The organism is Streptomyces sp. NPDC002884 (genome assembly GCF_040295245.1).
Lineage (GTDB): Bacteria > Actinomycetota > Actinomycetes > Streptomycetales > Streptomycetaceae > Streptomyces.
In genome coordinates this window covers 534,794-560,134 of sequence record NZ_JBEOVB010000002.1, presented here as the reverse complement: position 1 = coordinate 560,134, position 25,341 = coordinate 534,794, and the positions used below count along the sequence as shown (strand labels likewise).

The 25,341-nt window shown below is 72.2% G+C and carries 23 protein-coding genes; 14 read left to right on the top strand and 9 right to left on the bottom strand.

Annotated features, from left to right (window positions below):
* Positions 1-64: 64 nt before the first annotated feature.
* A complete protein-coding gene (locus ABT070_RS06855) occupies positions 65-784 on the bottom strand; it encodes a DinB family protein (protein ID WP_351755701.1) in 720 nt (239 codons plus the stop codon).
* A gap of 228 nt (positions 785-1,012) precedes the next feature.
* Between ABT070_RS06855 and ABT070_RS06850 the strand changes: the two genes are divergently transcribed.
* From ABT070_RS06850 to ABT070_RS06840, 3 genes are all read left to right on the top strand, one after another.
* Positions 1,013-1,423, top strand: a complete 411-nt coding sequence (locus tag ABT070_RS06850) for a hypothetical protein (protein WP_351755698.1) — start codon at positions 1,013-1,015, stop codon at positions 1,421-1,423.
* A 316-nt stretch (positions 1,424-1,739) separates the two neighbouring features.
* A complete protein-coding gene (locus ABT070_RS06845; protein WP_351755695.1) occupies positions 1,740-2,498 on the top strand; it encodes a nuclear transport factor 2 family protein in 759 nt (252 codons plus the stop codon).
* A 208-nt stretch (positions 2,499-2,706) separates the two neighbouring features.
* A complete protein-coding gene (locus ABT070_RS06840; RefSeq protein WP_351755692.1) occupies positions 2,707-3,774 on the top strand; it encodes a macro domain-containing protein in 1,068 nt (355 codons plus the stop codon).
* Between the two features lie 51 nt (positions 3,775-3,825).
* Here the strand turns inward: ABT070_RS06840 and ABT070_RS06835 are convergent, their stop codons facing one another.
* Positions 3,826-4,737, bottom strand: a complete 912-nt coding sequence (locus tag ABT070_RS06835; protein WP_351755689.1) for a helix-turn-helix domain-containing protein — start codon at positions 4,735-4,737, stop codon at positions 3,826-3,828.
* A 123-nt stretch (positions 4,738-4,860) separates the two neighbouring features.
* Between ABT070_RS06835 and ABT070_RS06830 the strand changes: the two genes are divergently transcribed.
* Both ABT070_RS06830 and ABT070_RS06825 read left to right on the top strand, forming a co-directional pair.
* Positions 4,861-5,754, top strand: a complete 894-nt coding sequence (locus ABT070_RS06830; protein ID WP_351755686.1) for an SIR2 family NAD-dependent protein deacylase — start codon at positions 4,861-4,863, stop codon at positions 5,752-5,754.
* Between the two features lie 127 nt (positions 5,755-5,881).
* Positions 5,882-6,376, top strand: a complete 495-nt coding sequence (locus ABT070_RS06825) for a MarR family winged helix-turn-helix transcriptional regulator (RefSeq protein WP_351755683.1) — start codon at positions 5,882-5,884, stop codon at positions 6,374-6,376.
* A gap of 96 nt (positions 6,377-6,472) precedes the next feature.
* On the opposite strand, the gene ABT070_RS06820 is transcribed toward ABT070_RS06825, so the two are convergent.
* From ABT070_RS06820 to ABT070_RS06810, 3 genes are all read right to left on the bottom strand, one after another.
* Positions 6,473-7,990, bottom strand: a complete 1,518-nt coding sequence (locus tag ABT070_RS06820) for a glycoside hydrolase family 43 protein (protein ID WP_351755680.1) — start codon at positions 7,988-7,990, stop codon at positions 6,473-6,475.
* A gap of 239 nt (positions 7,991-8,229) precedes the next feature.
* A complete protein-coding gene (locus ABT070_RS06815) occupies positions 8,230-9,090 on the bottom strand; it encodes a GNAT family N-acetyltransferase (RefSeq protein WP_351756010.1) in 861 nt (286 codons plus the stop codon).
* A gap of 73 nt (positions 9,091-9,163) precedes the next feature.
* Positions 9,164-9,934 carry a response regulator gene (locus tag ABT070_RS06810; protein WP_351755677.1) on the bottom strand — a complete coding sequence of 257 codons (771 nt, stop codon included), beginning with the start codon at positions 9,932-9,934 and terminating at the stop codon, positions 9,164-9,166.
* 109 nt (positions 9,935-10,043) lie between these two features.
* On the opposite strand from ABT070_RS06810, the gene ABT070_RS06805 reads away from it, so the two are divergent.
* From ABT070_RS06805 to ABT070_RS06795, 3 genes are read left to right on the top strand one after another with little or no spacing between them, the layout of a single operon-like run.
* Positions 10,044-11,651: a sensor histidine kinase gene (locus ABT070_RS06805; RefSeq protein WP_351755674.1), complete on the top strand. Its 1,608-nt coding sequence runs from the start codon at positions 10,044-10,046 to the stop codon at positions 11,649-11,651.
* Positions 11,648-12,853: a PP2C family protein-serine/threonine phosphatase gene (locus tag ABT070_RS06800; RefSeq protein ID WP_351755671.1), complete on the top strand. Its 1,206-nt coding sequence runs from the start codon at positions 11,648-11,650 to the stop codon at positions 12,851-12,853. Before ABT070_RS06805 ends, ABT070_RS06800 begins: the two co-directional genes overlap by 4 nt.
* A gap of 33 nt (positions 12,854-12,886) precedes the next feature.
* On the top strand, positions 12,887-13,096 hold the full coding sequence (locus tag ABT070_RS06795) for a hypothetical protein (RefSeq protein WP_351755668.1): 210 nt from the start codon (positions 12,887-12,889) through the stop codon (positions 13,094-13,096).
* Positions 13,097-13,131: 35 nt separating this feature from the next.
* Here ABT070_RS06795 and ABT070_RS06790 read toward each other — a convergent pair whose 3' ends face one another.
* Positions 13,132-13,944: a VOC family protein gene (locus tag ABT070_RS06790; protein ID WP_351755666.1), complete on the bottom strand. Its 813-nt coding sequence runs from the start codon at positions 13,942-13,944 to the stop codon at positions 13,132-13,134.
* A 215-nt stretch (positions 13,945-14,159) separates the two neighbouring features.
* On the opposite strand from ABT070_RS06790, the gene ABT070_RS06785 reads away from it, so the two are divergent.
* Positions 14,160-16,322 carry an ATP-binding SpoIIE family protein phosphatase gene (locus ABT070_RS06785; RefSeq protein WP_351755664.1) on the top strand — a complete coding sequence of 721 codons (2,163 nt, stop codon included), beginning with the start codon at positions 14,160-14,162 and terminating at the stop codon, positions 16,320-16,322.
* A 130-nt stretch (positions 16,323-16,452) separates the two neighbouring features.
* Here the strand turns inward: ABT070_RS06785 and ABT070_RS06780 are convergent, their stop codons facing one another.
* Complete coding sequence (locus ABT070_RS06780; RefSeq protein ID WP_351755661.1) at positions 16,453-17,637, bottom strand: type III polyketide synthase; 1,185 nt, start codon at positions 17,635-17,637, stop codon at positions 16,453-16,455.
* Positions 17,638-17,943: 306 nt separating this feature from the next.
* On the opposite strand from ABT070_RS06780, the gene ABT070_RS06775 reads away from it, so the two are divergent.
* The 4 genes from ABT070_RS06775 to ABT070_RS06760 all read left to right on the top strand — a co-directional run bounded on the left by ABT070_RS06775 (position 17,944) and on the right by ABT070_RS06760 (position 21,494).
* Positions 17,944-18,795: a phosphotransferase enzyme family protein gene (locus ABT070_RS06775; RefSeq protein WP_351755658.1), complete on the top strand. Its 852-nt coding sequence runs from the start codon at positions 17,944-17,946 to the stop codon at positions 18,793-18,795.
* A gap of 353 nt (positions 18,796-19,148) precedes the next feature.
* The gene (locus ABT070_RS06770; protein ID WP_351755656.1) at positions 19,149-19,607 is read left to right on the top strand and encodes a MarR family winged helix-turn-helix transcriptional regulator; all 459 of its coding nucleotides are present in this window, start codon (positions 19,149-19,151) and stop codon (positions 19,605-19,607) included.
* Between the two features lie 26 nt (positions 19,608-19,633).
* A complete protein-coding gene (locus ABT070_RS06765) occupies positions 19,634-21,088 on the top strand; it encodes an MFS transporter (RefSeq protein ID WP_351755653.1) in 1,455 nt (484 codons plus the stop codon).
* A 112-nt stretch (positions 21,089-21,200) separates the two neighbouring features.
* Complete coding sequence (locus tag ABT070_RS06760) at positions 21,201-21,494, top strand: DUF1330 domain-containing protein (RefSeq protein ID WP_351755651.1); 294 nt, start codon at positions 21,201-21,203, stop codon at positions 21,492-21,494.
* A gap of 133 nt (positions 21,495-21,627) precedes the next feature.
* On the opposite strand, the gene ABT070_RS06755 is transcribed toward ABT070_RS06760, so the two are convergent.
* Positions 21,628-21,768: a hypothetical protein gene (locus ABT070_RS06755; RefSeq protein WP_351755649.1), complete on the bottom strand. Its 141-nt coding sequence runs from the start codon at positions 21,766-21,768 to the stop codon at positions 21,628-21,630.
* Positions 21,769-21,900: 132 nt separating this feature from the next.
* Between ABT070_RS06755 and ABT070_RS06750 the strand changes: the two genes are divergently transcribed.
* The gene (locus ABT070_RS06750) at positions 21,901-23,307 is read left to right on the top strand and encodes an MFS transporter (RefSeq protein WP_351755646.1); all 1,407 of its coding nucleotides are present in this window, start codon (positions 21,901-21,903) and stop codon (positions 23,305-23,307) included.
* Between the two features lie 62 nt (positions 23,308-23,369).
* Here the strand turns inward: ABT070_RS06750 and ABT070_RS06745 are convergent, their stop codons facing one another.
* Positions 23,370-25,298 (bottom strand): helix-turn-helix domain-containing protein, encoded by a 1,929-nt coding sequence (locus ABT070_RS06745; protein ID WP_351755644.1) that lies wholly within the window; start codon positions 25,296-25,298, stop codon positions 23,370-23,372.
* Positions 25,299-25,341 lie beyond the last annotated feature (43 nt).

The following is a 25,341-nucleotide window of genomic DNA, read 5'->3' as shown; positions in this document are numbered from 1 at the left end:
GAGGGCATGACGCGATGAGGTCACGGCGCCCGGGCGCCCTCTCGGGGCGCCGGGCGCCCGACCGCTACCCGGATGTGCTGAGCCGGGACCGCCACAGGTCGCGCAGCAACGCGATCTCGGCCATGTGGTGGATGAATTCGAGGTTGGCCGACGCCAGCACGCCGACGTACGGGTAGTCGGAGTCGTTGCTGTACGGGTACCGCGAGAACCCGACCGTGTCGAGCTGCTCCTCGGTGACACCGGCGACGCCGTCCCGCCAGCGGTCGATCACCGCCCAGAAGCGCTCCAGGGTCAGGGCGGCGGACGGCGTGAAGTCGACCATCAGCTTCGGGTCCTGCCGCCGTTCACCGAAGGTCCACTCCCATGCGCCCGCGAACTCGAAGTGCAGGTGCCCCAGCCGCCACGCGATGGTCGTGATGGGCGTCGCGTCGGGCTCCGGGGCGCCGGTGCGGGCGAGGATCTGCTCGACCCGCTCGACGCTCACGCTCCAGTCCTCGGCGATCTTGGCGACGGTCATTCCGTCGGCGGCCTGCCGGGCGACCTCGCCGTACTCGTTCGCCGGGATGTCCGCGGCGCCCAGGTCGAGCACCCACTCGCCCGGTCCGAACGCCCTGGGCGTCGCCGCCTCGCCCCGGCGCCGGAGCGACCAGCAGCCGGGCGCCGGCTCCCACAGGTACTCCTCGTCGCCGAGCCCCGTCAGCCGCACCCGGGCCATCTCCCTGGCCTGGTCGAACTGGTCGAGCAGTGGACCCAGACGGCCGGGCCGCGCGCCCTCGGTCTCCATGCGTGGCTCCCCTCACGGTCGCGCCTCGTAACGCACAGCGCTCAGGCGGAAGTTAACGGCTCACCCCACGGGGCGCCACCGAATTCCCGGCCCCCGGGCCACCGGGGGGTGTAGCGGGCTACACCATGGGTTCGGGGGGCCGGTCCCTCGTGGCGGCGGGCGGACGACGGGATCGTGGTCGTCAGAGAACGCAAGAGACCCACGCACCCCGGCCCGAAGGAAACTCCCGTGAAGTCGCTGCTCGCCACCGTGAAGTCGTTCGTCGCCAACCTGCTGCTCTGGTCGTTCTTCGTGGGCGGCCTCGTCGCGAGCACCGCCTCCGGCGCCGTTCTCGACGGCACGCAGAAGAACGCGGCCACCTACGCCGGGATCGCCGTCTCGCTGCTGGCGGGGTCGCGCATCGCGAAGAAGCCGAAGATCAAGGCGTTCCTGTCGAAGTCGTCGACGCTGTGGTTCCTGTTCCTGTTCAACGGCGGCGTGGCCGCCTTCTGCTACCTGAGCATGGACGGCGTGAAGGGCGTGGCGACCGCCGTCGGTATGGGTCTGGTGTCGCTCGGCGCGGCCGGCGGCCTCGTCGGGAACCTCCGCAGGCCGACCGGGAACCACCGTGAGCCGGCCTCGACCCGGCCCGGGGCCTGATCCTCGGCGTCGTCCCGCACCGGCGCGACGCGCCCGGGGGCGCGCCTGGTCGCCGCGGGACCTCGTGGCCGGTTTCAATACAGCGACGTCACCCCCGGCACCCGTCGCCACCGGCTCCCGGAGAGGACGTCGCCCGCCGGGCCCGGAAGCCTCCGACGCCGACATCACTTCCGTCAGGTCGATGCTGTGGCGCCGGAACCCGGAGGAGCGTCAGTTTTTGACCATCTGAAGTCGCCAAAAGGTGACAGCGTCCCTTCCATGTCGGCCTAGTTTGAACACATCACCACCCGCGCAACCGCCGACAAGGAAGACAGCCATGAGCAACGCCAGGAACACGGTCCTGCAGGCCGCCACCGAACTGTTCGGCGACAAGGACCCCTCCGCCGTGGACCGCTGGGTCGCCGCCGACTACACGCAGCACAGCTCCCTCGCGGCCGACGGTCCGGAGGCGCTGCGTGGGCTGGTCGCCGGCCTCGGCGCCGACTTCCGCTACGAGGGCGCCCGGGTCATCGCCGACGGCGACCTGGTCGCCCTGCACGGCACGTACCACGGCTTCGGTCCCGAACCGCTCGTCGGCTTCGACGTCTTCCGGGTCGCCGACGGCAGGCTCGCCGAGCACTGGGACGCCCTGACCCCGTACGTCAAGGACACCGTGTCGGGCCGTTCCCAGACCGACGGTCCGGCCGAGAGCACCGACGCCGACCGGACCGACGCCAACCGCGCCCTGGTGACGGAGTTCGCGGAGAAGGTGCTCGTCGGGGCCGACTACTCGGTCCTGACCGACTACATCTCCACCGAGACGTACCACCAGCACAACACGGAGGCCGCCGACGGGCTGGACGGCTTCGGCGCGGCCGCCGCGCGGTGGGCCGAGCAGGGCAAGAACCTCGTCTACACCAAGGTCCACCGGATCCTCGCCGAGGGTGATCTCGTCCTGGTGCAGTCCGAGGGCGAGTTCGGGGTGCCGGTCGCCTACTACGACCTCTTCCGCGTCGCCGACGGAAGGATCGTCGAGCACTGGGACGTCATCGCCCCCGTACCGGCCGAACTCCCCCACGCCAACGGCCTGTTCTGACGGCGGCCCGCACCGACCGCCGGCACGGGCGCGCCGTCGCGCCCGTGTCGGCGCGCCCGTGCCGGCGGTCGGGCCTCCGCTGCCGCCGTCCCGGCCGAGCACGCCGCAGCCGCTGCCCTGGCGAGCACTCCCCCGCCGCCGTCCCGGCCCGAGCACTCCCCCGCCGCTGTCCCGCCCGTCGTTCCGCCGCCCCACCCGGAGCTCTTCCATGACCACTGCGCGACCGCGGTTCCGCCGCGACCCCGCCCGGACCGGCGCCGAGCCCGGTGTCCGGACCGAGGGCCACCCCTCGGCGCTGCCGCTGGCCGCCTATCGCAAGGCCGTCGCCCTGGACGAACCCTTCCGGCCGTCCGCGGCCCCCGCCCCGGCCGATCGGCTGGACGAGTACGTGCGCACGGCGCTGCGCCTGCTCGGCACCGACCGGGCCGTGTCACGAACGGGCCTGCGCGCCGGCTCTCCACCGGATCCCGGGCACGCCGACGCGGCCACCGCGCGCCGGCTCCTGCGTGCCGTACTGACCGTCCGTCCTCCCGGGCCCCTGCCCGAGGGCGCCGAGGAGGCCGTGGACCGGGTCCTCGGTGCGGAACGCCACCTGCGGCCTGTCGTCACGGCGCGCCGACTGCCCACGATCGCCGAGGAGTTCCCCGGCACGGCCTTCCCGGCGGCCCGGCACACCGCGCTCTGGCGGGGCGACATCACCACCCTCGTGGCGGACGCCGTCGTCAACGCCGCCAACAGCGCCCTGCTCGGCTGCTTCCGTCCCCTGCACGCCTGCATCGACAACGCCGTCCACCACGCAGCCGGGCCCCGGCTGCGCGACGACTGCCACACCCTCGTCACGTCGCAGGGCGTCCCCGAGCCGACCGGCACCGCCAAGATCACCCGCGGCTACCATCTCCCCGCCCGTCACGTCCTGCACACCGTCGGCCCGATCGTCGACGGCCGGCCTGGTCCCGGTGACGCCCGGGCACTGGCCTCGTCCTACCGCGCCTGTCTCGACCTGGCGGCCGAGGTCGGGACGATCCGCACCCTCGCCCTGTGCGCGGTGAGCACGGGCGTCTTCGGTTATCCCAAGGACGAGGCCGCCCTCGTGGCCCTGCGCACGGTCGCCGACTGGCTGGACGAGCACCCCGGCCGGTTGGACCGCGTCGTGTTCACCGTCTACGGGGACGCCGACGAGACCGCCTACCTTCGTGCCCTCACCCGAGGGACCCGGCCCGAGGACGCACCCCGGCAGAACGCCGAGCCCGACGGAAACTTGCCCCCTCAACCCTGATCCCTCACCCTGATCCCTCAGACCTGGCCCCTCAGCCCTGATCCCTGACCCTCACTCCGGCCCGGGATCCTCGGCGCGGCCGCGGACCACGTTGCGGAAGTCGATCGGGGACTGGCCGACGCGGTGCAGGAAGTACTTGCTGAACTGGGACGGGTTGGCGAAGCCCAGCTGGTCGGAGACCTGAGCCGCGGTCCGGTCGCTGTGCGCGAGCAGCCGCTTGGCCTCCAGGACGACCCGCCGGTCCACGAACTCCTTGGCGCTGAGCCCGGACACGGTCAGCGCAGCCCGGGAGAGTGTGCGCGCGGAGTAGCCGAGCATCCGGGCGTAGTCCTCCACTCGGCGGCTCCGCGTGAAGTGCCGCTCGACCGCGTCCCGGAACCGCAGGTATGTCTCGTCCGGCTCCGGCGCGGGGCTGCCGACCGGGACCGTGAGGTGGGCCAGCCGCAGCACGAGGACCGCCAGGAGATGGCGGAGGGCGGACAGATGGACGTCCAGAGGCAGGTGGCCGAGTGCGTCGAACTCGCGGCTCAGGTGCTCCACCGCCAGGTCCAGCGCCTCGGCGTCCTCGGCGACGGGGGTGCTGACCACGGGCGCGTGCGGGTCGTCGACGCGGGCCGCCGTCGCGGTGGGCGCGTCGAGGAAGTCCTGCCGGAAGAGGATCAGGGTGCCCTCGGCCCTGGTGAGATCACCCCACTGCTGCACCTGTCCGGGGCGCACCCACAGCCAGGAACCCGGCCGCAGGACATGACCGGCGAAATCCACCGTGTGCCGGAGCTCTCCCGACGTCAGGGCGAGCAGGTGGTGGAAGTCGGGGCGCTGCGGCTGGGCGAGGCTGCGCTCCGGTACGCGCCCCCGCAGGTCGGCCAGGGACATGACCTCGACGCCGGCGGGTGTCCCGGCCGGCGCGGCGAAGGGGACCTCGGGGATCTCACGCGAGGATCCCTGTCGGATTTTGGCCATCATCAGTCAGAAGTCTATCCCGATGACAGCCTCTTCTCCTCGTACGTTGGAGGCGTCCCGATGGGACGCGGCTCCCCGAGTGACCGAAAAAGGCAAGGCAATGAAGCAGGAAGGATCCCCGCAGCCGTGAGCACCACGAGCAACCCCCCGCTCTCCGCCCCCTCCGCCCTCTCCGCCCTCTCCGCGGTACAGGCGGTCGAGACGGTCGGCGCCTGGCTGGGAGAGGCGGACCGGATCCTGGTCGCGGCCGGCGCCGGTCTCAGCGCGGCCGCCGGCTACGACTACGGCGACGCCGAACGCTTCCGGCAGCTGCTTCCCGCGCTGCACCGGCTCGGCCTGCGCTCGCGCTACCTGCTGGGTGTGCCCCTGCCGAAGGACATGATGTGGGGCTACTGGGCCGTCCACATCGACGACATCCGCTACGGCCCCGGCCCGAACCCGCTCTACCGGCGGCTGCGGGAGCTGGTCGGCGACCGCGACCACTGGGTGATGACGTCCAACGTCGACGCCCTGTTCGTCCGCAACGGCTTCGCGGCGGACCGCGTCTTCACCCCTCAGGGCGATTACGGCCGTCTCCAGTGCACCGTGCCGTGCACGCGGGAGACCTGGTCCAGCAAGCCGTTCCTCGACACGGTCCTCGCGGCGTACGACCGGGAGAGCGGTCGCGTGCGCGACGAGGCGGCCCTGCCGAGCTGCCCCGACTGCGGCGCGGAGGTCTTCCCCAACGTCCGGGTCGGCCCCGAGTTCGTCGACGACGCCCATCTGCCCGCCGGCCGCCGCCTGGCCCGCTGGCTCGACCGGAACCCCCCGGACGGCAACCTCCTCGTCGTGGAGATCGGCGCCGGTTTCAACACCCCCGGCGTGATCCGGCGGCCCATGGAGGACCTGGTGCGCCACACGCCTCGGGCCCGACTCGTCCGGATCAATCCCGCCCACCCCGAGGTCCCCGCCGACCTCGCCGGACGCGCGCTGTCCGTCCCTCTGGGCGCGGACGCACTCCTGCACGGACTCGCCGTCTGACAGGCCGCGAACCCGGGACGTCTCCGACGCCGGAGATCCTTCGACGACGGTCTCGGCTCCTCCCGCACCCCCGTACGGGCATGATCGGTACGGTGGTGGCCCGAACGGCGGAAGAGGCGGCGCGGACTTGGACGAGCAGGCAGACATCAGGACGGCGAAGGATGCCGCCGGCCATGGACTCATCCTGGCGTTCGGACGGCTCCAGGGGGCGGCCAACCGACTGGAGTACATCCTCGGACGGGCGCTCGAGGAGGAGTGCGGCATCAGCCATCTGACGTTCGAGGTGCTGCTGATCCTCGGGCGGGCCGGCGAGCCCGGGCTCTCGATGCGGACCATCGCCCAGGAGCAGGTCCTCACCACGGGCGGGGCGACCCGGCTGGTGGACCGCATGGTGGCGGCGGGACTCGTGACGCGGGTGGAATCCGCCGCCGACCGCCGCGGAAAGCTGGTGCGGCTGACCCCGCTGGGGGAGGAGACGACGGTCCGGGCCTCCCTGATCCACGTGGAGAACATCGAGCGGTACTTCGTGCGCCCCCTGCCGGAGGCGGACCGTGAGCGGTTCGCGGAGGACCTCCGCATCCTCAGCCACACGGCGCGCGACCTCCTCCCCCGGCTGCCCTGACCCGCGCCCCGGCAGCGGTCGTGACCTGACGACGGGTGCCCTGTCGGCGCCGCTCGTGTCCGCGACGCGGCGAGCGGCCGACGAAGACGAACCGGGTCAGCGATCGGCCGGCTCGTACGCGAACCAGTCGAAGTGGACGGAGCCGCCGCCCGCGAACATGCCGATCACCCGGCCGGTGAAGCCGCCGGCGACCTCCGTGGAGAGGTACCGGCCGTCCAGGGAGGCCAGCCCGACGAAGGTGCCGTCCGGCTCCTCGATGCCGAGCGTGACGGTGTCCGGCCCGGTGCGGGCGTCGTTCACGGCGTGCACGGCGGCCACCTCGACGCGGAGGACCACAGGTCCGGGCGGCGCAGGCCGGGACGCGACCACCGTCTTCAGCGGCCCGATGCGGGCGCTCACCCGTACCTCACCGGACGAGGTCTCGATGTCGTAGTGATGCTGTTCGTCGAGGCGGACCGCGAGGCCCCCGCGACCGTCCGCCGCGTCGACGAGGGCCCGCACCCGGCATGAGCCGTGTTGCTGCCGCCGTCCGAGGAAGGTCGCGTCGGTCTCGTCGAGCGATCCGCCGCGGGCCCGCAGCGTGAGCCAGCCGGGCTTCTCCTTCGTCGTGCACACCTCCGGCGGCCGGTGCCGCAACGAGACCCAGAACGGGGCGAGTTCACTGAGCTCGAAGTCGTCCCGGGCCGGCACGGCGGCCGTCGGCCGCAACGGCCACGGGGGTGCGGGCATCGAGGTCGACAGTTCGCCGACGACCGGCCAGCCGTCCACCCAGTCGACCGGCACCAGGAACGTCTCCCGGCCCCGTACGTGCCACCCCGGGGTGCCGCCACCCGGCCGCACGCCGAGCAGCACCATCCACCACGAGTCGTCGGGTGCCTGCACCAGGTCCGCATGGCCGGTGTTCTGGACCGGGTGGTCGGTGCCCCGGTGGGTCAGGATCGGGTTGGCCGGGCACGGCTCGAACGGGCCCGTGGGTGTGCGCCCACGGGCGATCGAGACGCTGTGGCAGCGCTCGGTGCCGCCCTCGGCGATGAGCAGGTACCAGTAGTCGCCGATCCGGTAGAGATGGGGTGCTTCCGGCGCCTTGGCGCCGGGGCTGCCGGACCAGAGCCGGCGCTGCGGGCCGAGCGTCTCCCCGGTCCGGGGATCGATGCGGACCTGTCCGACCCCGGCGGTGGTGCACCAGCAGTTTCCGTCCTCGTCCCAGGCGAGGTCCGGGTCGATGCCGTGCACGCCGGGCAGCCGGACGGGATCGGACCAGGGGCCGGCCGGGTCGGTGGCCGTGAACAGCAGATTGCCGTCCCCACTCACGTTCGTGACGATCAGCCAGAAGCGGCCGTCGTGGTGGCGGAGGGTGGGAGCGTAGACACCGCCCGAGGACGGGGTGTCGAGCGGCAGGCGCAGCTGACTCGGCCGGTCGAGCGCGTTGCCGATCTGCGTCCAGTGCACCAGGTCCCGGCTGTGGAAGACGGGCACCCCGGGGAAGTACTCGAAGCTGGAGCAGGCCAGGTAGTAGTCCTCGCCGACCCGGCAGACGGACGGATCGGCATGGAAGCCCGGAATCACCGGGTTGTCGACGGTCTCGGGCTTCTCGGGCTTGCTCGACACCCTCATCGAGTCCTCTCACTGGTGTGCCGTGCCGGAGGCGCCGGCGGAGCTGGACGACCATGAACGAGTAGGCGCGGCGCACTGCCCGCTGTCAATTTCTCCGCCGGGTACCGAAAGTTTCCGTCGCCTCGACGCCGTCGACGGGTGGTCGGGCTGCTCGTCATCGGAGTCGCCGTGGCGTCCCGCCCTGTCTGCGCCGTGACGGCTGCCGACCGGGGCCGGGAGCCGTGGTGTCGAGAGGCGGCTCAGGCGTCCCGGTACAGATCCCGGATCTCGGGGAGTCGCCCGAAACCGGCCGACTCGTAGGTGGCGACGGCGCCGACGTTCGAGCTCGGGGTGCAGACGATCGCGCTCGACGAGCCGAGCTCCTGGAGTGCGGCCGCCGCGGCGACCGTGATCGCCCTGCCGTGGCCGCGGCCGCGATGTTCCCGGTGCACGCCCATCGGCTCCAGCAGTCCGGGCTTCCCCGGACCCGCCGACCACACCGTCACCGCCGCCACCGCGTCGCCCCGGGCGTCGTACGCGACCAGGCACCTGGCGTCGGCGTACGGCGATCCGGCCGCCATCGCGTGCCAGTGCTCGTCCGTGAACGTCGATCCGTCGAACGACGCCCGTTGTACGGCGGCCCGCGCCCGCGCCCGCGCCGGGCCGGTCACCTCGATCCGCACGCCGGGGTCCGCCACCGGCTGTGTGAGGTCACGGCGCAGCGGCGTCCACGGCTCGTCGGCGTTCCAGCCGTCCTCGAACAGCAGATCGTGCAGCAGTGCGCCCACCGGCGCCTCGACGGACGCCCTGCCCGCTGCCAGTACGCCGCGCTCCGGCGCGGTCACGTCGTCGAGGAGCTGCCGTGCCAGCTCCTCGTCCCGTCGGGCGTCCGGGGCGATCGTCAACCGCAACAGCCCGGGTCCGTCCAGCAGCCCGACGGCGAGGATCCGTCCGTCCCGGCTCCAGGTCCGGACCGCCTCGGCCGTCGCCTCCGCGCCGAACCGCCAGTACCAGCCGAGGTCCCCCGGATGCAGTTGCGTCGGTGTCCCGTCGTCCTGCCACGCGCGCAGCACGCCCACGGCCTCGTCCAGCCCGTCGACTCCCGGCTCGCCCAGCACCATCGCCACACCCCCGATCACACACCATCACGCCGGCCGGCCGCACGCCGGATTCCGGTCGGCCGGCGTTCGTGCCTCAGGGGCGGGGCCGGGCGGCGGTGTCGAGGTAGAAGGCGTCGATGCTCTGGACGGCCCGCTCGAACTCGTCCAGGTTGACGGGCTTGGTCACATAGGCGTTGGCGTGGCTGCTGTATGCGTCGGTCACGTCGCCGGGGGCGGTGGACGTCGTGAGGACGACCACGGGGATGGTCTGCAGGTCTTCGTCGTTCTTCAGGACCTTCAGCAGCTCACGGCCGTTCATGCGCGGCATGTTCAGGTCGAGGACGATGAGGTCGGGCCGCGGGTTGCCCGGGGTGCGCAGGTGTTCCAGCGCGGCGACTCCGTCGGTGACCTGGACCAGGTTGCGGGCTCCGCGCTCGGAGAGGGCTTCCTCGATGAGCATCGCGTCGGCGACGTCGTCCTCGACGAGCAGGACGTCGAACGGGCGGGCGGGGGTGGTCATCATCGGATGCTCCGTGGGTGTCTCGTCAGAGTGGTGATAGAGGCCCGGCCAGCGGCGCCGGGCGCCTTGACGGGTCATGCCGCAGGCGGCGCCGAGCTGCGGGTAGCCCGCTCCCGCGCGGGCGGCAGCCACGGCTGCTTCCCGCTGGAGCCGTTCAGCGGCCTGCTGGAGCTGATCCAGTACGTGGAGCAGGGCCAGAGCCTGTCCCGGGTCGTCCGGTGCCGGGTGCGGGGGGCCTTCCAGCAGCCGGTGGGCGAGGCGCTGGGCAAGGTTGCCGACCGCGGCGTCCGCGATGACGGCCGTCTCCTGCGGAGTTGTCCGCAGATCGAAGTTCTTGCCTGGCATACCTGGCACTCTATGGTCCGGGGGCAGGTCGCGACAACAAGCGTTGTCGCCGTCTAGAGTGTGCCGACCGTTGTCTTAGGGCAAATGTTCGCAGCGAGGAGTCCACAGAATGACCGGCAGTGAGAGACCACCGCGGACGCGGTGGCTTTCCACGTGGACGACCCGGCGTTGGCTTCGCGTGGGGGCGGCCGCTTCCATGGCGGTTCTGGCTCTCCTCGGTGTCACGGGAGCATGGGTCCTGGCACGGACCGAGTCGATCAGCAAGGACCTCGTGGACGTGCGGTCTCCCGCGCTGACCACGGCGATCCGGCTGGAATCGGCCCTGCTCGACCAGGAGACCGGAATCCGCGGCTACGGCATCACGGGCGCGACGGACTTCATCACCCCCTATCAGGAGGGCCTCGCCGAGCAGAAGACGAACACCGCGCAGCTCACCGAACTGCTGGCCGGCGACCGGGCCCGACTGGACGACCTGAAGGCCGTGCAGGACGCCGTGGCCACGTGGCAGGAGAGGATCGCGCGGCCGATCGCCGCCTCGCCGGCCGGCTCGCCCTCGCCGCTGGCCGCCGAACGGGCGGCGGAGGGCAAGAAGGCCTTCGACGAGGTACGCACCGCCCTGAGCGAACAGCAGGATCGGCTGCGTGCGGACCGCGGCCGGGCCAGGGACGACCTGATGTCCACGATGGCCCTGCGCAACGCGGTGTTCGGCGCCGCCGCGATCCTCGTCCTCGTCCTCACCGCTTTCGTCTTCGAAGGACTGCGCCGCGGTATCACCCGGCCGCTGGACCGGCTCGGCGCGGACGCCCGCACCATCGCCGACGGCGACTTCGACCACGCCATCACCCCGACCGGCCCCGCCGACCTGCGACGCCTCAGCGGTGAGATCGAGTTCATGCGCCGCCGTCTCGTACGCGAACTGGCCTTCAGCGAGGAGGCGCGTCAGCGTCTCGACGCGCAGGCCGCGGACCTTCAGCGTTCCAACGCGGAGCTGGAGCAGTTCGCCTACGTGGCCTCCCACGACCTCCAGGAGCCGCTGCGCAAGGTCTCCAGCTTCACCCAGCTCCTCCAGCGGCGTTACGGAGGGCAACTCGACGCCCGGGCCGACCAGTACATCGACTTCGCGGTCGACGGGGCGAACCGCATGCAGGTCCTCATCAACGACCTGCTCGACTTCTCCCGGGTCGGACGGATGCACAACACCCACCAGAGCGTCGACCTGGACACGGTGCTGGAGCGGACCCTGTCCGCGCTGAGCGTCGGCATCGAGGAAGCCGGAGCGGCGGTCACCCACGATCCGCTGCCGACCCTGGTCGCCGACCCCACCCAGATGGGCATGCTCTGGCAGAACCTGATCGGCAACGCCGTCAAGTTCCGCCGGCCCGGCGAAGCGCCGCGGATCCAGGTCACGGCGGCCCGGGAAGGCGAGCTGTGGCGGTTCACCGTCACCGACAACGGCATAGGCATCGCACCGGAATACGCCGACAAGGTCTTCGTGATCTTCCAACGGCTGCACACCAAGGACACCTACTCCGGCAGCGGCATCGGCCTCGCGATGTGCAAGAAGATCGTCGAGTTCCACGGCGGCACCATCAGCGTCGACACCGACTACCGGGACGGCACACGCATCGTCTTCACCCTCGCACCCGAGCCGCCGGCGAGCCCCGGCCCGTCCACCCTCCCCGAAGCCGACCGCTCCGGCACCGAGCAGACACGATGACCACAGCCATGACAGCCGGCCCCGACGCGGCGTCCGACGAGCCGACGTACCGCATCCTTCTGATCGAGGACGACAAGGGCGACGCCCTGCTCGTCGAGGAGCTCCTGCACGACACGGGGCTGCGGTTCGAACTGACGACCCGCACCACCCTCGCCGAGGCCCGCACCGCACTGACCGGCGCCCCGATCGACTGCGTCCTGCTCGACCTGCACCTGCCCGACGTGTCGGGCATCGACGCCGTCGCCGCCGTGCGGGGCCTGGCCCCGCACACCGCGGTCATCGTCCTGACCGGGCTGTCCGAGGCCCAGGCGGGCACCGACGCCATGGCCGCCGGAGCCCAGGACTACCTCGTCAAGGGCAAGGTCGAAGCGGACCTGCTGCTCCGGACGGTGCGCTACGCCGTCTACCGCAGCCAGACCGAGCGCGCGAGCGCCGAAGCCCAGGCCACCCGACTGCGGGCCGAGGAGAACGCCCGCCTGGAACGCGGCCTGCTGCCCCAGCCGATGCTCGACACGTCGACCGTGCGCGTGACCTCCCGCTATCTGCCCGGCGCCGCGATGGCGCTGCTGGGCGGGGACTTCCTCGACGTGGTGGAGGGAGACGACGGACTGCTGCACTCCGTGGTCGGCGACGTCAGCGGACACGGCCCCGACGCCGCCGCACTCGGCGTCTGTCTGCGCATCGCCTGGCGTTCCCTCGTGCTCGGCGGACACCGCGGCGAGGACCTGCTGCATCTGATGGAACGCATCCTGATCGCCGAACGCGGCAGCCAGCAGCTGTTCGCCACCTGCACCCTCCTCACCCTCGACCAGGACGCCGCCACCGCGACCCTCCACCTCGCCGGCCATCACGAGCCCCTCCTCACCACGGCCGAGGGAACCCGGGAGCTGGCCGCCGCGCACGGCATCGCCCTGGGCATCGTCCCCGGGCTGCGCAGCTGGCCCTCCACCGTCGTACCGCTCCCGGCCACAGGGGCCCTGACCCTCTACACCGACGGCCTCACCGAGGGCCACAACGGGGCGACGAGCGAACGGCTCGGCGTCGAGGGACTGCTCGCGCTGATCGGGAACCTGCCGTCGGCGGACCCGGCCACCCACGTCGACCTCCTCATCAAGGAGACCCACGAGCTGAACGCCGGACGGCACTCCGACGACCTCGCCGTGCTCCGCCTCGACTGGGGCAACCGCCCGGCCCACCCCTGAACTCAGCGGACCCGGTCGTGGACGAGGTCCGGAGTGCCGTGCTCGCCGGCGCTCCGGCGCTCCGGCGCTCCGGCCGACGAGCGTCCACCGCCCCGCGGGCAGGCCGTCGCCGAAGAGGCGCGGCCCGCCACCGAGGACGACCGGGAGTACGCGGCCCAAGGGCGCCTCGCGGACCGACTCGCGGCGGCGGCCATGACGGGCCGGTTCCCGGGCGACCGGGCGCTGTTCAGGACTCGGTACTGACCCTGTGAGCGGGAGCCCCCTTCGAGCGGGAGCGCTCAGCTCGGGGAGGACGGGGTGAGCACCACGAAGTCGGCGCCGGACTGATCGAGGCAGACGGCGAGCCGCCCGACGCCCTCCGCGTCCACCGGTCCCATCTGCACGCTGCCGCCGTTCCCGGCGACCGCGGCGACCGCGGCGTCGCAGTCGGCGACGGCGAACACCGGATGCCAGTACGCCCGCCCGCCGGCCAGGGCGAGGTCCTCCTCGTGGAGCTGCAGCAGGCCGCCCTGCATACGTTCCTCGGGAAGCCCGGCCGGGGTGATGAGGGTGTACGCGCCCCCGTCGCCCGGCATTTCCATGTCGCCGTACTGCCAGCCGAAGACCGCGCCGTAGAACTCCTTCGCGGCCGCGGCGTCGCTCGTGTACAGCTCGGTCCAGGACAGCGAACCGGGCACGTCGGCCAGCTCGAAGCCCGCGTTCTTCCCCGGCTGCCAGACCGCGAACTGGCCGCCCGACGGATCGGTGTACTGCGCCATCCGCCCCCACTCGCCGAGGTCTCTCGGGGGCACCCTGACCTCGCCGCCCGCGCCCTCCACGGCCTGGGTGGCGGCATCCGCGTCGGTGACGCAGTAATAGATCATCCAGGCCGAGCGAGCGCCTTCCTCGGACAGTTTGCCCAGGCCGGCGACGGTCTTGCCGTCTTTCTGGAACATCCCGCCCTCCATGTCCCCGCCCCCGTTCTCGCCTCCGCCCATGGGCTCGTAGTCCCAGCCGAGCACCGCGCCGTAGAACGCCGCGGCGGCCCGGACATCGGGCGCACCGAGGTCGAGCCAGCAGGGGGAGCCGGGAGAGAGGTCGGTCGTGATCACGGCTGTTCCCTTCGCAGGTCCTGGTTCATCTCAGCGTGACACCCGGCACTGACAATCGCGCGTCGGCCGCGTGGCCGGGCCGCGCGACCGGCTGGTGTGGGCGAGGCGCCCCCCGGTGTTATTCAATGAGGTGTGCGATCAGGGATCTCGGGGCCCCGTCGCACGGGTCCGAGTAACGACCCCGGCGCTGCGCCGGGGATTGCCGAGAGAGCCGCATGGACTCCACGCCCTCGTCCTCGTCCTCATCGCCGTTCGACCTGGTCAGCAGCGCCTTGGGGCGCTACATCCCGCGCGGCGGATCGGCAGCGGCCACCGGTCCCTCCCCCGCGCAGGGCGACCGCACCGCCCGCCGACGCGTACCCGACGAACCGGCAGCGGACCGGCACGATCAGATTCTCGGCGTGGTCAACCTGGACCGGGACCTGAGGATCACCCGCTGCAATCTGGACGCCGCCGTGTTCGCGGGTCTGGACGCCGTGACCGGGAGTCCTTTCGCCGATTTCCTGCCCCCCGGGGACGTACCGACGGTCACCCGGCGGTTGCGGCAGGTCCTGGAGATCGGTGAGGCGCACGTCGCCCGGATCCAGCGCCTGCGCCGCGGCGACGGGTCGGAGCTGGTGGTCTCGATGAGCATCCTGCCCGCCGCGGCGCCTTCGGAGGGCCTGACCGTCTCCCTGATCGCCATGGCCAGGCGACTGCACCTCTACGCCGCCGAGACCGCCATCGGCACCTCGCTGGACATCGGCGAGACCGCGCAGTCGCTGGCGGAGTCCCTGCTGGCCTGGGGGGACGTGGCCGCCATCGACCTCGACTTCGCCGTGTGGACGGGCGAGGGAGTCACCGAGCAGGCGCAGGGGCGCATCCGGCTGCGGCGGGCGGCCCTGGTGCCGGACCGGGTGTGGCCGGAGGGGTACGTGACTCCGGGCGACGACCTTCCGAGCGACGCGAGTCGGCTGCTGGCACAGGCGGTACGGCGCGACGACGCCCCGCAGGCCATCGTCGTACCGGACCGGGAGGCGGTCGAGCGGCTGCTCGGCAGTCCGCGAGTGATCCGCGCCCTGGTGCCCGGCGACCGGTCGGCGAGTGTGGCGTGCATACCGCTGGTCCTGGACAGTGTGCCGCCCGTCGTGCTGGGCGTGGCGGAGGTCTGGCGGCGGGCGGACTACCCCTTCCGCGACAGCGAGTTGTTCGACCTGCAGGAACTGGTGGCCAGGACCGCCCATCACGTCGACCTGGCCCGCCAGCACCAGCGCGAGCACACCCAGGTGCTGGCGTTGCAGCGCCGGCTGCTGCCCCGGACAGGCGGCCACACCCTCGACATCGCCAGCGTCTACCAACCCGCCACCCCCGACAGCGCGGGCGTCGGCGGCGACTGGGTGAACAGTTTTCCGCTGCCGGACGGCCGTACCGCACTGGTGGTCGGTGACGTCGTCGGGCACGGCCTGGGAGCCGCGGCGACCATGGGCCAGCTCAGCATGGAGGCCCGCGCACTGCTGTCCGCGGGGCTGGCCCCCGACGAGGTGCTGGAGCACCTGGACGAGACCGTGACGCTGCTGGACGACGCGGAGTCCGGGCTGGCGGCCGGCTACAGCGCCCTCGGCTCCACCTGCTGCATCGCCCTCTACGATCCGGTCAGCCACCACGTGACGCTCTCCAGCGCCGGCCACCTCCCCCCGGTCCTGGTGCTTCCGGACGGCCGGGCGGGTCCCCTCGCGGTCAGCCCGCACCCCGGCCTGGGCGCCGAGTTCGCGCTGCGGGAGCCGTTCGAGGTGTACACGTTCGCCGCGCCCCCGGGCTCGCTGCTCGCCCTCTACACCGACGGCCTGGTGGAGGATCCGGCCCTGTCGATCGACGAGGGGATCAGCAGGCTGTCGGGCGCCTTGTCCACGGTGCACCCCTGGGACGCCCTGCAGCAGGCCGCACGACACGTCGTCTCCGTGCTGGCGCCCGTGCGCCAGCGCGACGACGTGACCCTGCTGCTCGTGCGCATGATCGGCTACCGCAAGGAGGACACCGCGACCTGGCGGCTGCCCGCCCGCGACGACGCGCCCGCCCGTGCCCGCGCGCACGTCTCCGCGCTGCTGCGGCGGTGGGACACCAGGGACGACACCCGGGACGACGTACCGCTGCTGGTCAGCGAACTGGTCACGAACGCGGTGCGCTTCGCCGCCGGACCCATCACGGTACGGCTGATCAGGGCCGGTCACAGCCTGCTGTGCGAGGTGGGCGACACCGGCAACGGCAGGCCGCGTCTGAGCCGGGGCGGCCTCCTCGACGACGGCGGGCGCGGCCTGCACGTCGTACACCGGCTCACCACCCGGTGGGGGGTGCGGTGGACGGACCCCGGCAAGGTGGTCTGGGCGGAGGTCGCGAGGTGAAGCGGCGCGGAATGAGCGGCGCGAGGTGAAGCGGCTGCCGGGCCGGGCACGGCCCGCTCAGGCGGGTGACCGGGGGTGCGACCCGTGATGCGGGCGGCCCGTCTGACCGACCGGGTGGCGCGGGCCCGTACTACAGCCACTCCCCTTCGAGGGCGGTGGCGGTGAGGCCCGGCGCCGCCGCGTACAGCACGGCGCGGCTTCCCGACTTCTGCCCGGCGTCGTGCGCCCGCCTCATGATGTCGAAGACGGCGGCGCCGCCGCGGTTGCCGCTGGTGTAGCTGTCCCGGCTGTAGTCCAGCAGCCCCGACGGCCACGCGTCGGGCATCGTCTGCTCCATGTACTCCAGCACCCGGGTCCCGCCGGGGTGCGCGAGCAGCACGTCGGGGTGCCAGGAGTCGGGGGCGTCCTGGTAACGCAGGCGCAGCCACTCCCACATCGCGGTGACCGTCTCCTGCACGGCGCGCGGCCCGCGCCGGTCCATCACGAAGTGGGCGCCGTCCGCCCGTGTTTCCAGGCGGTGCAGGTCCTGGGTGCCGGGCAGGGTGTGGTGCCAGGCGGCGTCCAGGCGCAGCACCGACTCCGGCCTCGGACGGCCCGTGACCACCATGGCGACGGCGGTGTCCGCGAACAGCAACCGGACGATCAGGGACTCGAGGGTGTCGTCCGCGGGCTGGTAGGTCGTGCTCAGCGCCTCCGCGATCACGACCAGGACCACCCGGTCGGGGTCCGCGGCCACGAGATCCGCCGCCAGGGCGAGGGAGCGGGTCCCCGCGACGCAGGCCCACTGCGTGGCCGGCAGCAGCATCACGTCGTCGCGGAGCGGAAGCCTGTTGGTCAGGGCGATGTCCAGACCCGGCAGCGCCGGGGTGGTGGAGTGACTGGTGATCAGGCAGTCGACGTCCGCGGCGTCCAGACCGGCGATCTGCAGGGCCCCGCGCGCCGCACGCTCCCCATAGGACTGCACGGCCTCCCAGGCGGGGGCGGTGCGCTCCTGGACGGTCTGCGGCGCGGGTATCGCCTCGAGGGCGGCGATCACGCGGTCGACGTCCTGCTGGGTGAACCCGCCGCGCGCCAGCGCCTCTTGGGCGGGCCCGGTGCCGACAGCCCCCAGTCCGCCGCCGTCGCCGGGCGCGACGGCGGTCTCCAGCGGCAGCATCCACCCGCGGGTCTCTATGCCCGTGCTGGCCGCGATGCCGTCGATCCGCGGCGCCCACGCCGCGTGCGGGTGCCGGTCGCGCACCTCCGCCGCGATCTGGCTGGTCTCCACGGCGTGCTCACCGTGTATCACGGCGGGAGGACAGAGGTAAGCGGCCATGATGGGCACCTTTCCAGGGGAACGTGGAGGAACGTCACGAGGGCTGCGTCATGGGCCACTTAGGAACTTCGCGCCCATGCCGACGGGCTCCGCTTCGGGAGCCGCTGTCCCGATCGAGCATGGACGCTAAAGGGACATTTCCGCTGTGACCCACACAACTTGGGTGGCACCCAAAGGGCGTGATACGGCACACACATCGAGGGGATCGCACTACTGCGGCCCTCCGTCGACGACTTGGTAGGGTGCGCGCAGATTGCACGGCCCGGAAATTCTTGGCAGTACTCGAGGGAGAGGGGCCGGCCGGCGATGCAGGCGTCAGAAGTCCCGCGTGCGGTGGCAGCGGCGATGTCCACCGCATCGTCACTTGGCCTGACCGTCGACGACGCGATCGTTCTGCATGACTCGAACAAGCTCACTCTGCGTCTGCTGCCCTGTGACGTCCTGGCCCGGGTGGCACCGGTAGCGCATCAGGTCGCACGGTTCGAAGTCGATCTGGCCCAGCGGCTCGCCGAAGCCGGGTGCCCCGTGGCCGCTCTCGAGCCCCGAGTGGAGCCACGCGTCCACGAGCGTGACGGCTTCGCGGTCACGCTGTGGACCTACTACGAGCCCGTGCCACCCCGGCAGGTCCCACCGGCCGACTACGCCCACGCGCTCGGGCGGCTGCATGCCGGCATGCGCACACTCGATGTCCCGACGCCGCACTTCACGGATCGAGTCGAGCAGGCCCAGCAACTCGTCGCGAACCGCGACCGGACCCCGGCGCTCGCCGACGCGGACCGGGAGCTGCTCGGCGACACGTTGCGAGGCCTGGGACGAGCGATCGGCGAGCGCGCCGGCGCCGAGCAACTGCTGCACGGCGAGCCGCACCCGGGCAACGTGCTCACCACGAAGGGCGGGCTGCTGCTCATCGACCTCGAGACGTGCTGCCGCGGGCCCGTCGAATTCGACCTCGCCCACGCCCCGGAGGAAGTCGGCGAGCACTGCCCGGGCGTCGATCGAGACCTGCTGCGCGAGTGCCGGTTCCTCGTGCTGGCGATGATCACGGCGTGGCGCTGGGACCGAGACGACCAACTCCCCGACGGACGCCGCCTGGGCACGGAGTGGCTCGGCCAGATCCGGACAGCACTCGACCGCAACGACCTGAACATCCAAGGCTGACCGCATCCTTCAGGGGCACAGACCGTCTCCCCCACGGCCCAGCTCCAGGTCGCCGTGCGGGTCACCGGTGGTCCCGCCGCATATCGATCGCCGAGGATTCGGCCCTCGCCCTCTGCCGCCCGGACGATGACGGCCCCTCAGCACTCCACCGGGTACGTGGAGTTGCCGTGGTCGAGTCCCGCCGAAGGGCGATGGCCGTCGTGGCATCACCGGCTCGGGCCATGCCGTCCGCCTGCCTCGCCTGGAGGCCTCGACGCAGTTGGCTCTCCGCCGCGAACGCGTTGCAAGTGAAGTAACACCCAACCCTGATCGAGATGCATAAAGGATTCATATAAAGCCGCTATGCTTCAGGCATGAGTCGCCGAGACGCCGCGCACGGCGCTTCCGATGCCATCGGGTCAGCCCTCTACGGTCTGGCCACCAGGGCCGTGAGACGCCTTCCCCGCGACATGAGCCTGACGTCCGCCGCCACCTTGGCCACCCTGGACAAGACCGGCCCGCGACGGATCACCGAACTGGCGGTGACCGAGGGCGTCACACAGCCCGCGATGACCGTCCTGGTCCGGGTGTTGGAGGAATCCGGGCTGGTCGAGCGGAAGGGCGATCCGTCCGACAGGCGGGTCACGCTGGTGTGCCTGACCGAGGCCGGCGCGTCGTACGTCCGGACGCGGCGCCAGGCGGGCGTCGACGCGTACGCGCGGTTGATCGACGAACTCACCGGTGACGAGGTCGAGGCCTTGGCAGCAGCCCTCCCGGCGCTGCTGCATCTGGCGGAGCTCGAAAGCCACGCCCGAGAGGAGTCGGACCGGTGACCGCGGGCCAGGCTCACGACCGGCCCATGAGCACTGCCCAGATACGTGCCGAGGCACGTCTGCTGGTCCCCGCCCTGATGTTCATCGCCCTGGTCGTGGCGGCGGTCGCCAGTCTCGGGACACCGCTCATCACCAGCGTGGCGACCACGTTCCACGTCTCCCTCGACAGCGCGCAGTGGACGCTGACCATCGCCCTGCTCAGCGGCGCCGTCGCCACACCCGTCCTCGGCCGGCTCGGAGCAGGTCCGCACCGGCGGGCCACGGTTCTCGCCACGCTGGCGATCGTCGTCGTCGGCAGCGCGCTCACCGTGCTGCCGCTGCCGTTCACCTGGCTGCTCGTGGGCAGAGCGGCCCAAGGCGTCGGACTCGGTCTCACGGCGCTGATGATGGGCGTGGCCCGCGACCATCTCCCCGAGGAGCGCAGCGCGGCCACGATCGCCCTGATCTCAGTGGTCTCCATCATCGGAGCCGGCGTCGGCTACCCGCTGGCCGCGCTGCTCGCCGAGTTCGGCGGACTGCGGGCCGCCTACGGCCTCGGCCTGCTCGTCACCGCCATCGCCTTCGTGACCGCGTGGCGCTCCATGCCGGCGGCTCCCGAAGGCCGCTCCGCTCACGTGAACGTGGCCGGTGCGCTCGTCCTGGCGGGCGGACTGCTCCTCGTCCTGTTCCTGGCCGGCGAGAGGAACCTGTGGAGCCGACACCTCGCCGTGGCGGTGGCCCTTGCCGTCGCCGCCGCACTCCTGCTCTGCGCCTGGACCGTTTCCGAACTGCGGACCAAGACGCCCCTGGTCGACGTCCGGGCGGTACGGCACCCGGCGGTCGCCGGGGCGAACATCGCCATGTTCGTCGGCGGGAGCGGCATGTACCTCCTGCTCACGCTCATCACCCGCTACGCACAGACGCCGCACAGCGCCGGCTACGGCTTCGGACTGACCACCTTCGTGGCGGGGCTGGTCCTCATCCCGTTCTCCGTGCTGGGGTTCGTCGCCGGCAAGCTCACGCCGCGGGTCCGCGAACGGATCGACGGCCCCCTGCTCCTGGCCGGCAGCGCCGCCATCGTCGGCGGCGGGTTCGTCCTGTTCGCCACCGCCCGGTCCGACCTGGCCGAACTGCTCGCGGCCATGGGCGTACTGGGCTTCGGCGTCGGCAGCTTCTCGGCCGCCATGCCCGGCGTCATCCTGGCCGTCACCCCCAAGAGCGAGACGTCGAGCGCCATGAGCTTCAACTACGTCGTCCGCAGCGTCGGGTACTCCCTGGGCAGCGCCATCGGCGGCCTGGTCCTGGCCGCCGGCACCGCCACGGGCCGCCTCTTCCCGAACGAGGACGCCTACACGACCGCGGCGCTGGTCGGCGTCGCCGCGATGGCGATCACGACAGTGGTCAGCCTCATCCTCGCCCGCCGACGCTCACCCGGGACCGATCCGATCGCAGCCCCGGTCGGTGCGCCGGGCCCGGGCCGGTCGAGTCGACCCGGAAGCTGAGGATCGAAGCCGGCCGACTTCGACGCCGTCTCCGTCGGCTCGCTCATCCACTGCGCGCCGGCCTTGGATCCGAGCATGTTTCTGAGCATCAATTCCGAACACAGGAGGCACCGTGGTCAAGGGCTATTGGGTCAGCGCCTACCGCACCATTGCGGACCCCGAGAAACTGGCTGCCTACAACAGGCTGGCTGGTCCAGCCGTCGCGGCCGCGGGCGGGCGGCTGCTCGCCCGCGGCCGCCGGGTCGTCGCACACGACGCCGGAATCGCCGAGCGCACCGTCCTGATCGAGTTCGACAGCTTCGAGCAGGCGGTCGCCGCACATGCGAGTGCGGCCTACCAGGAGGCGCTGACCGCACTCGCTGACGGCGTCGAGCGCGACTTCCGCATCATCGAAGGCCTCGACTGACGATCGAGGCTGCGTCGGCGACGAACACGAAGCCGAGTGCGGGGATCACCTCCCGGCGGCGCGGCGGCACCGACCTCGGCCTCGACGTCGGCGGGGGTGCGTTCGACGCGGTTCCAGCGGCCGATGTGGGTCATCAGGGCAGTGCGGGGGCTCGGGTGAGGCGTTCTTCGAGGTAGTCGAAGAACGCCTCCGGCCAGGACCAGGTCGAACGGGCCGTGGTCGGCGACCAGGTGGGCGGCGGTGCGCAGGACGTTGCCCTGAACCGTCTGTCCACGAGCCGGGATGGTGGACGCACGCATAGCCGACCCTTGAACTATGTTGCCCCGCCACATGTGCCCCTGACCTGCGGATTCCTACGGTATGGCAACACGGAAACGTCCCCGCCAACCGCTTGGAAGTGGTGCCGATGTCCTCCCCCGCGACCGCTCCACCAGCCCCCGCCAGCCTCAAGCGCATCGTCGCCGCCAGTCTCATCGGCACCACCATCGAGTGGTACGACTTCTTCCTCTACGGCTCGGCCGCCGCCCTCGTCTTCAACAAGCTGTTCTTTCCCGGCTCCGACCCGCTCGTCGGCACGCTCCTGTCGTTCCTGACCTACGCCGTCGGTTTCGCCGCGCGGCCGCTCGGCGCGCTGGTCTTCGGGCACTACGGGGACCGACTCGGGCGCAAGAAGCTGCTGGTGCTGAGTCTGCTGCTGATGGGCGGTGCGACCTTCGCGATCGGGCTGCTGCCGACGCATGCGACCGTCGGGAGCGCCGCCCCGGTGCTGCTGACCGTGCTGCGGCTGGTCCAGGGTTTCGCGCTCGGCGGTGAGTGGGGCGGAGCCGTTCTGCTGGTGTCCGAGCACGGGGACGCGCGACGGCGCGGCTTCTGGGCCTCGTGGCCGCAGACGGGCGCGCCCGCGGGGCAGTTGCTCGCGACCGGCGTGCTGTCCCTGCTCACGGCCGTGCTCTCGGACGCCGCCTTCGCCTCCTGGGGCTGGCGGATCCCCTTCCTGCTCTCCGGGGTGCTGGTGGTCGTCGGTCTGTGGATTCGTCTGTCTGTCGATGAATCCCCCGTGTTCCAGCAAGCGTTGGCGCAGGCCGAGGCCCGCAAGGCGGTGCGGTCGGCGGAGAAGGAGGCGGAGCAGCTGCCGCTGGTGTCGGTGCTGCGCCACCACTGGCGTGACGTGCTCGTCGCGATGGGCGCGCGGATGGCGGAGAACATCTCCTACTACGTCATCACCGCGTTCATCCTCGTGTACGCGACCACCTCGGCCGGCGTCTCCAAGCAGACCGCGCTGAACGCCGTACTCATCGCGTCCGCCGTGCACTTCGCGGTGATCCCGGCCTGGGGCGCGCTGTCCGACCGGGTCGGGCGACGGCCGGTGTACCTGCTGGGCGCCGTCGGGATCGGGCTCTGGATGTTCCCGTTCTTCTCGCTCGTCGACACCGGCACCTTCGGCAGTCTCGTGCTCGCCGTGACGGTGGGTCTGGTCCTGCACGGGGCGATGTACGCGCCCCAGGCCGCCTTCTTCTCCGAGATGTTCGCCACCCGGATGCGGTACTCCGGCGCGTCGATCGGCGCGCAGTTCGCCTCCGTCGCGGCGGGCGCGCCGGCGCCGCTGATCGCCACCGCGCTGCTGGCCGACTACGACAGCTCCACGCCGATCGCCCTCTACGTGATCGCCGCGGCCCTGTTGACGGTCGTCGCCGTGGGGGTCGCCAAGGAGACCCGGCACCGCGATCTGGCCGACGGCGACCTGGCCGACGTCCACCCCGGCGCCGCCGCTGAGCACCCGCAGACCGCGGCCACGGACGCGCGCGCCGTCTGACTGCCGTGCTCGTGACCGCCGCACAGCCGCCTCCGTACGCCGTCCGCGCATACGGAGGTCGGTCAGTGCGGTGCCGGATGCGCCAACCGGCGCAGCCTCAAAGCGAGTTGGATCTCCAGTGCGCGGGCGGGGCTCTGCCAGTCGTCGCCCAGGAGGCGGCCGACGCGTTCGAGTCGCTGAGCCACCGTGTTGACGTGGACGTGGAGTTCGTCCTTGGTGCGGGCCGGGCTCGCGCCCGAGGCGAAGTACGCGTCCAGGGTGCGCAGCAGGTCGGTGCCGCGTCGTTCGTCGTAGGCGACGACACGGCCGATGGTGCGGTCCACGAAGCCCGCCAGGTCCCGTTCGCCGGCGAGCAGCAGCCCCAGGAAGCCGAAGTCCTCGGCGGCCGCCCCGTCGCCGGAACGGCCCAGCAGCCGCAGGGCGTCGAGGCAGCGGCGGCCCTCCGCGTACGCGGCGACCACCGTGTCCGGATCGGTGGCGAGGCCCCGCACCGGTGCGGAGGCGCCGACGGTGACCGCTTCGTGGACGGCGGTGCCCAGGTACAGCGCGGTACTGCGGGCCAACTCCGTCGCGGTGTCGCCGTGTTCGAGCGGCAGCAGCAGGACCGTGCCGCCGTCGCGAGCGGCGGCCAGACCGTGCCGGGTGGCGGCGAGGTGGGAGGCGGCGGACCACAGGCGGCGGCGCGCGGCCGCCTCCTGGTCGGCGTCGGGTGCGGCGGCGTCGAGGCGGGCCGCGAGCACGACGTGGGTCGCGTCGAGGTCGGCGTGCAGCCGGGCGGCGCGCTCACGCAGCAGGCGCGGGTCCCGGTCGCGGGCCTCGATCAGGTCGTCGAGGAGCTCGCCGCGCACCCGCTGTTCGGCCTCTGCGGCGGAGCGTCTGGCCAGCAGCAGCAGGGAGGTGACCATCGCGGCCCGCTCCAGAGTGCGCTGGTCGACCGGGTCCAGGTCCGGGTGGCCGCGGAGCACCAGGGCGCCGAGCAGTTCCCCGCCCGCCGCGACCGCCGCGATCCAGTCCTGCTGATGACGTACGGCATGGCCTTCCGTGCGGGAGGCCTCCACGGCGGCGGCCGGCGCGGTCTCCAGGAACTCCACGGTCCCGTCGAGCACTTGGGAGACCGCGGCGGCCACGTCGTGGACCCCGCCGCCGCGCAGGACCAGTTCGGCCAGCCGGTCGTGCACGTCGGAGGCGCGCTCGATGACCGCGCTGCGGTCCTGGATGATCTCGTTGGCGCGCTCCAGGCCGGCCAGGGCCGAGCGCGTCTCCGTGAGCAGGTTGGCGGTGTCGATGGCGGCCGCGGCGAGCGCGGCGAAGGATCCGAGCAGGGCGATCTGCTCCCGTTCGAAGACCCGGGCACGCCGGTCGGCGGCGAACAGCACACCGATGACATGCGGACCCAGCATCAGCGGAACCCCGAGGATCGCGACCAGTCCCTCGTCGCGTACGCCCGCGTCGATGGTCGTCGTGTGCCGGAAGCGGCCGTCGCGGAAGTAGTCGTCGGTGACGTAGGGACGGGCCGTCTGGGCGACCAGGCCGCCGAGCCCCTCCCCCATTCCGAGCCGCAGCTGCTGGAAGCGGGCGGCGACCGACCCCTCGGTGACCCTCATGTACGTGTCGCCCCTGGCCGGGTCGTGCAGGCTGAGGTAGGCGATGTCGGTGCCGAGCAGCGAGCGGGCCCGTTGCACGATCGCCTGGAGTACGGCGTCCACGTCGCGTGGGCCCGCGAGGTCGTGCGCCGTCTCGAAGAGGGCGGACAGCTCGGCCTCCCGTCGGCGTCTGCCCTCCAGCTCGGAGCGGACCCGCAGCGCGAGCAGCTTGGCGTGTTCGAGTGCCGCGATCCGCTCGCCGCACGCTCCCTCGGCGCGGGCGAGCAGCACGGGCCGGTCGTACGCCTCGGCGGCCGCGCCCCGGGCGAGCAGCTCGAGGAACGGCGCGTCGGCGTCGTACGTGGGACCGGGGGCTGCCATGGCGCCCTTCAGGTGATCGCGGGACATGCTCACAGGATTCCTCATCGCCGGGCCGCCCCGTCAGCCCTGT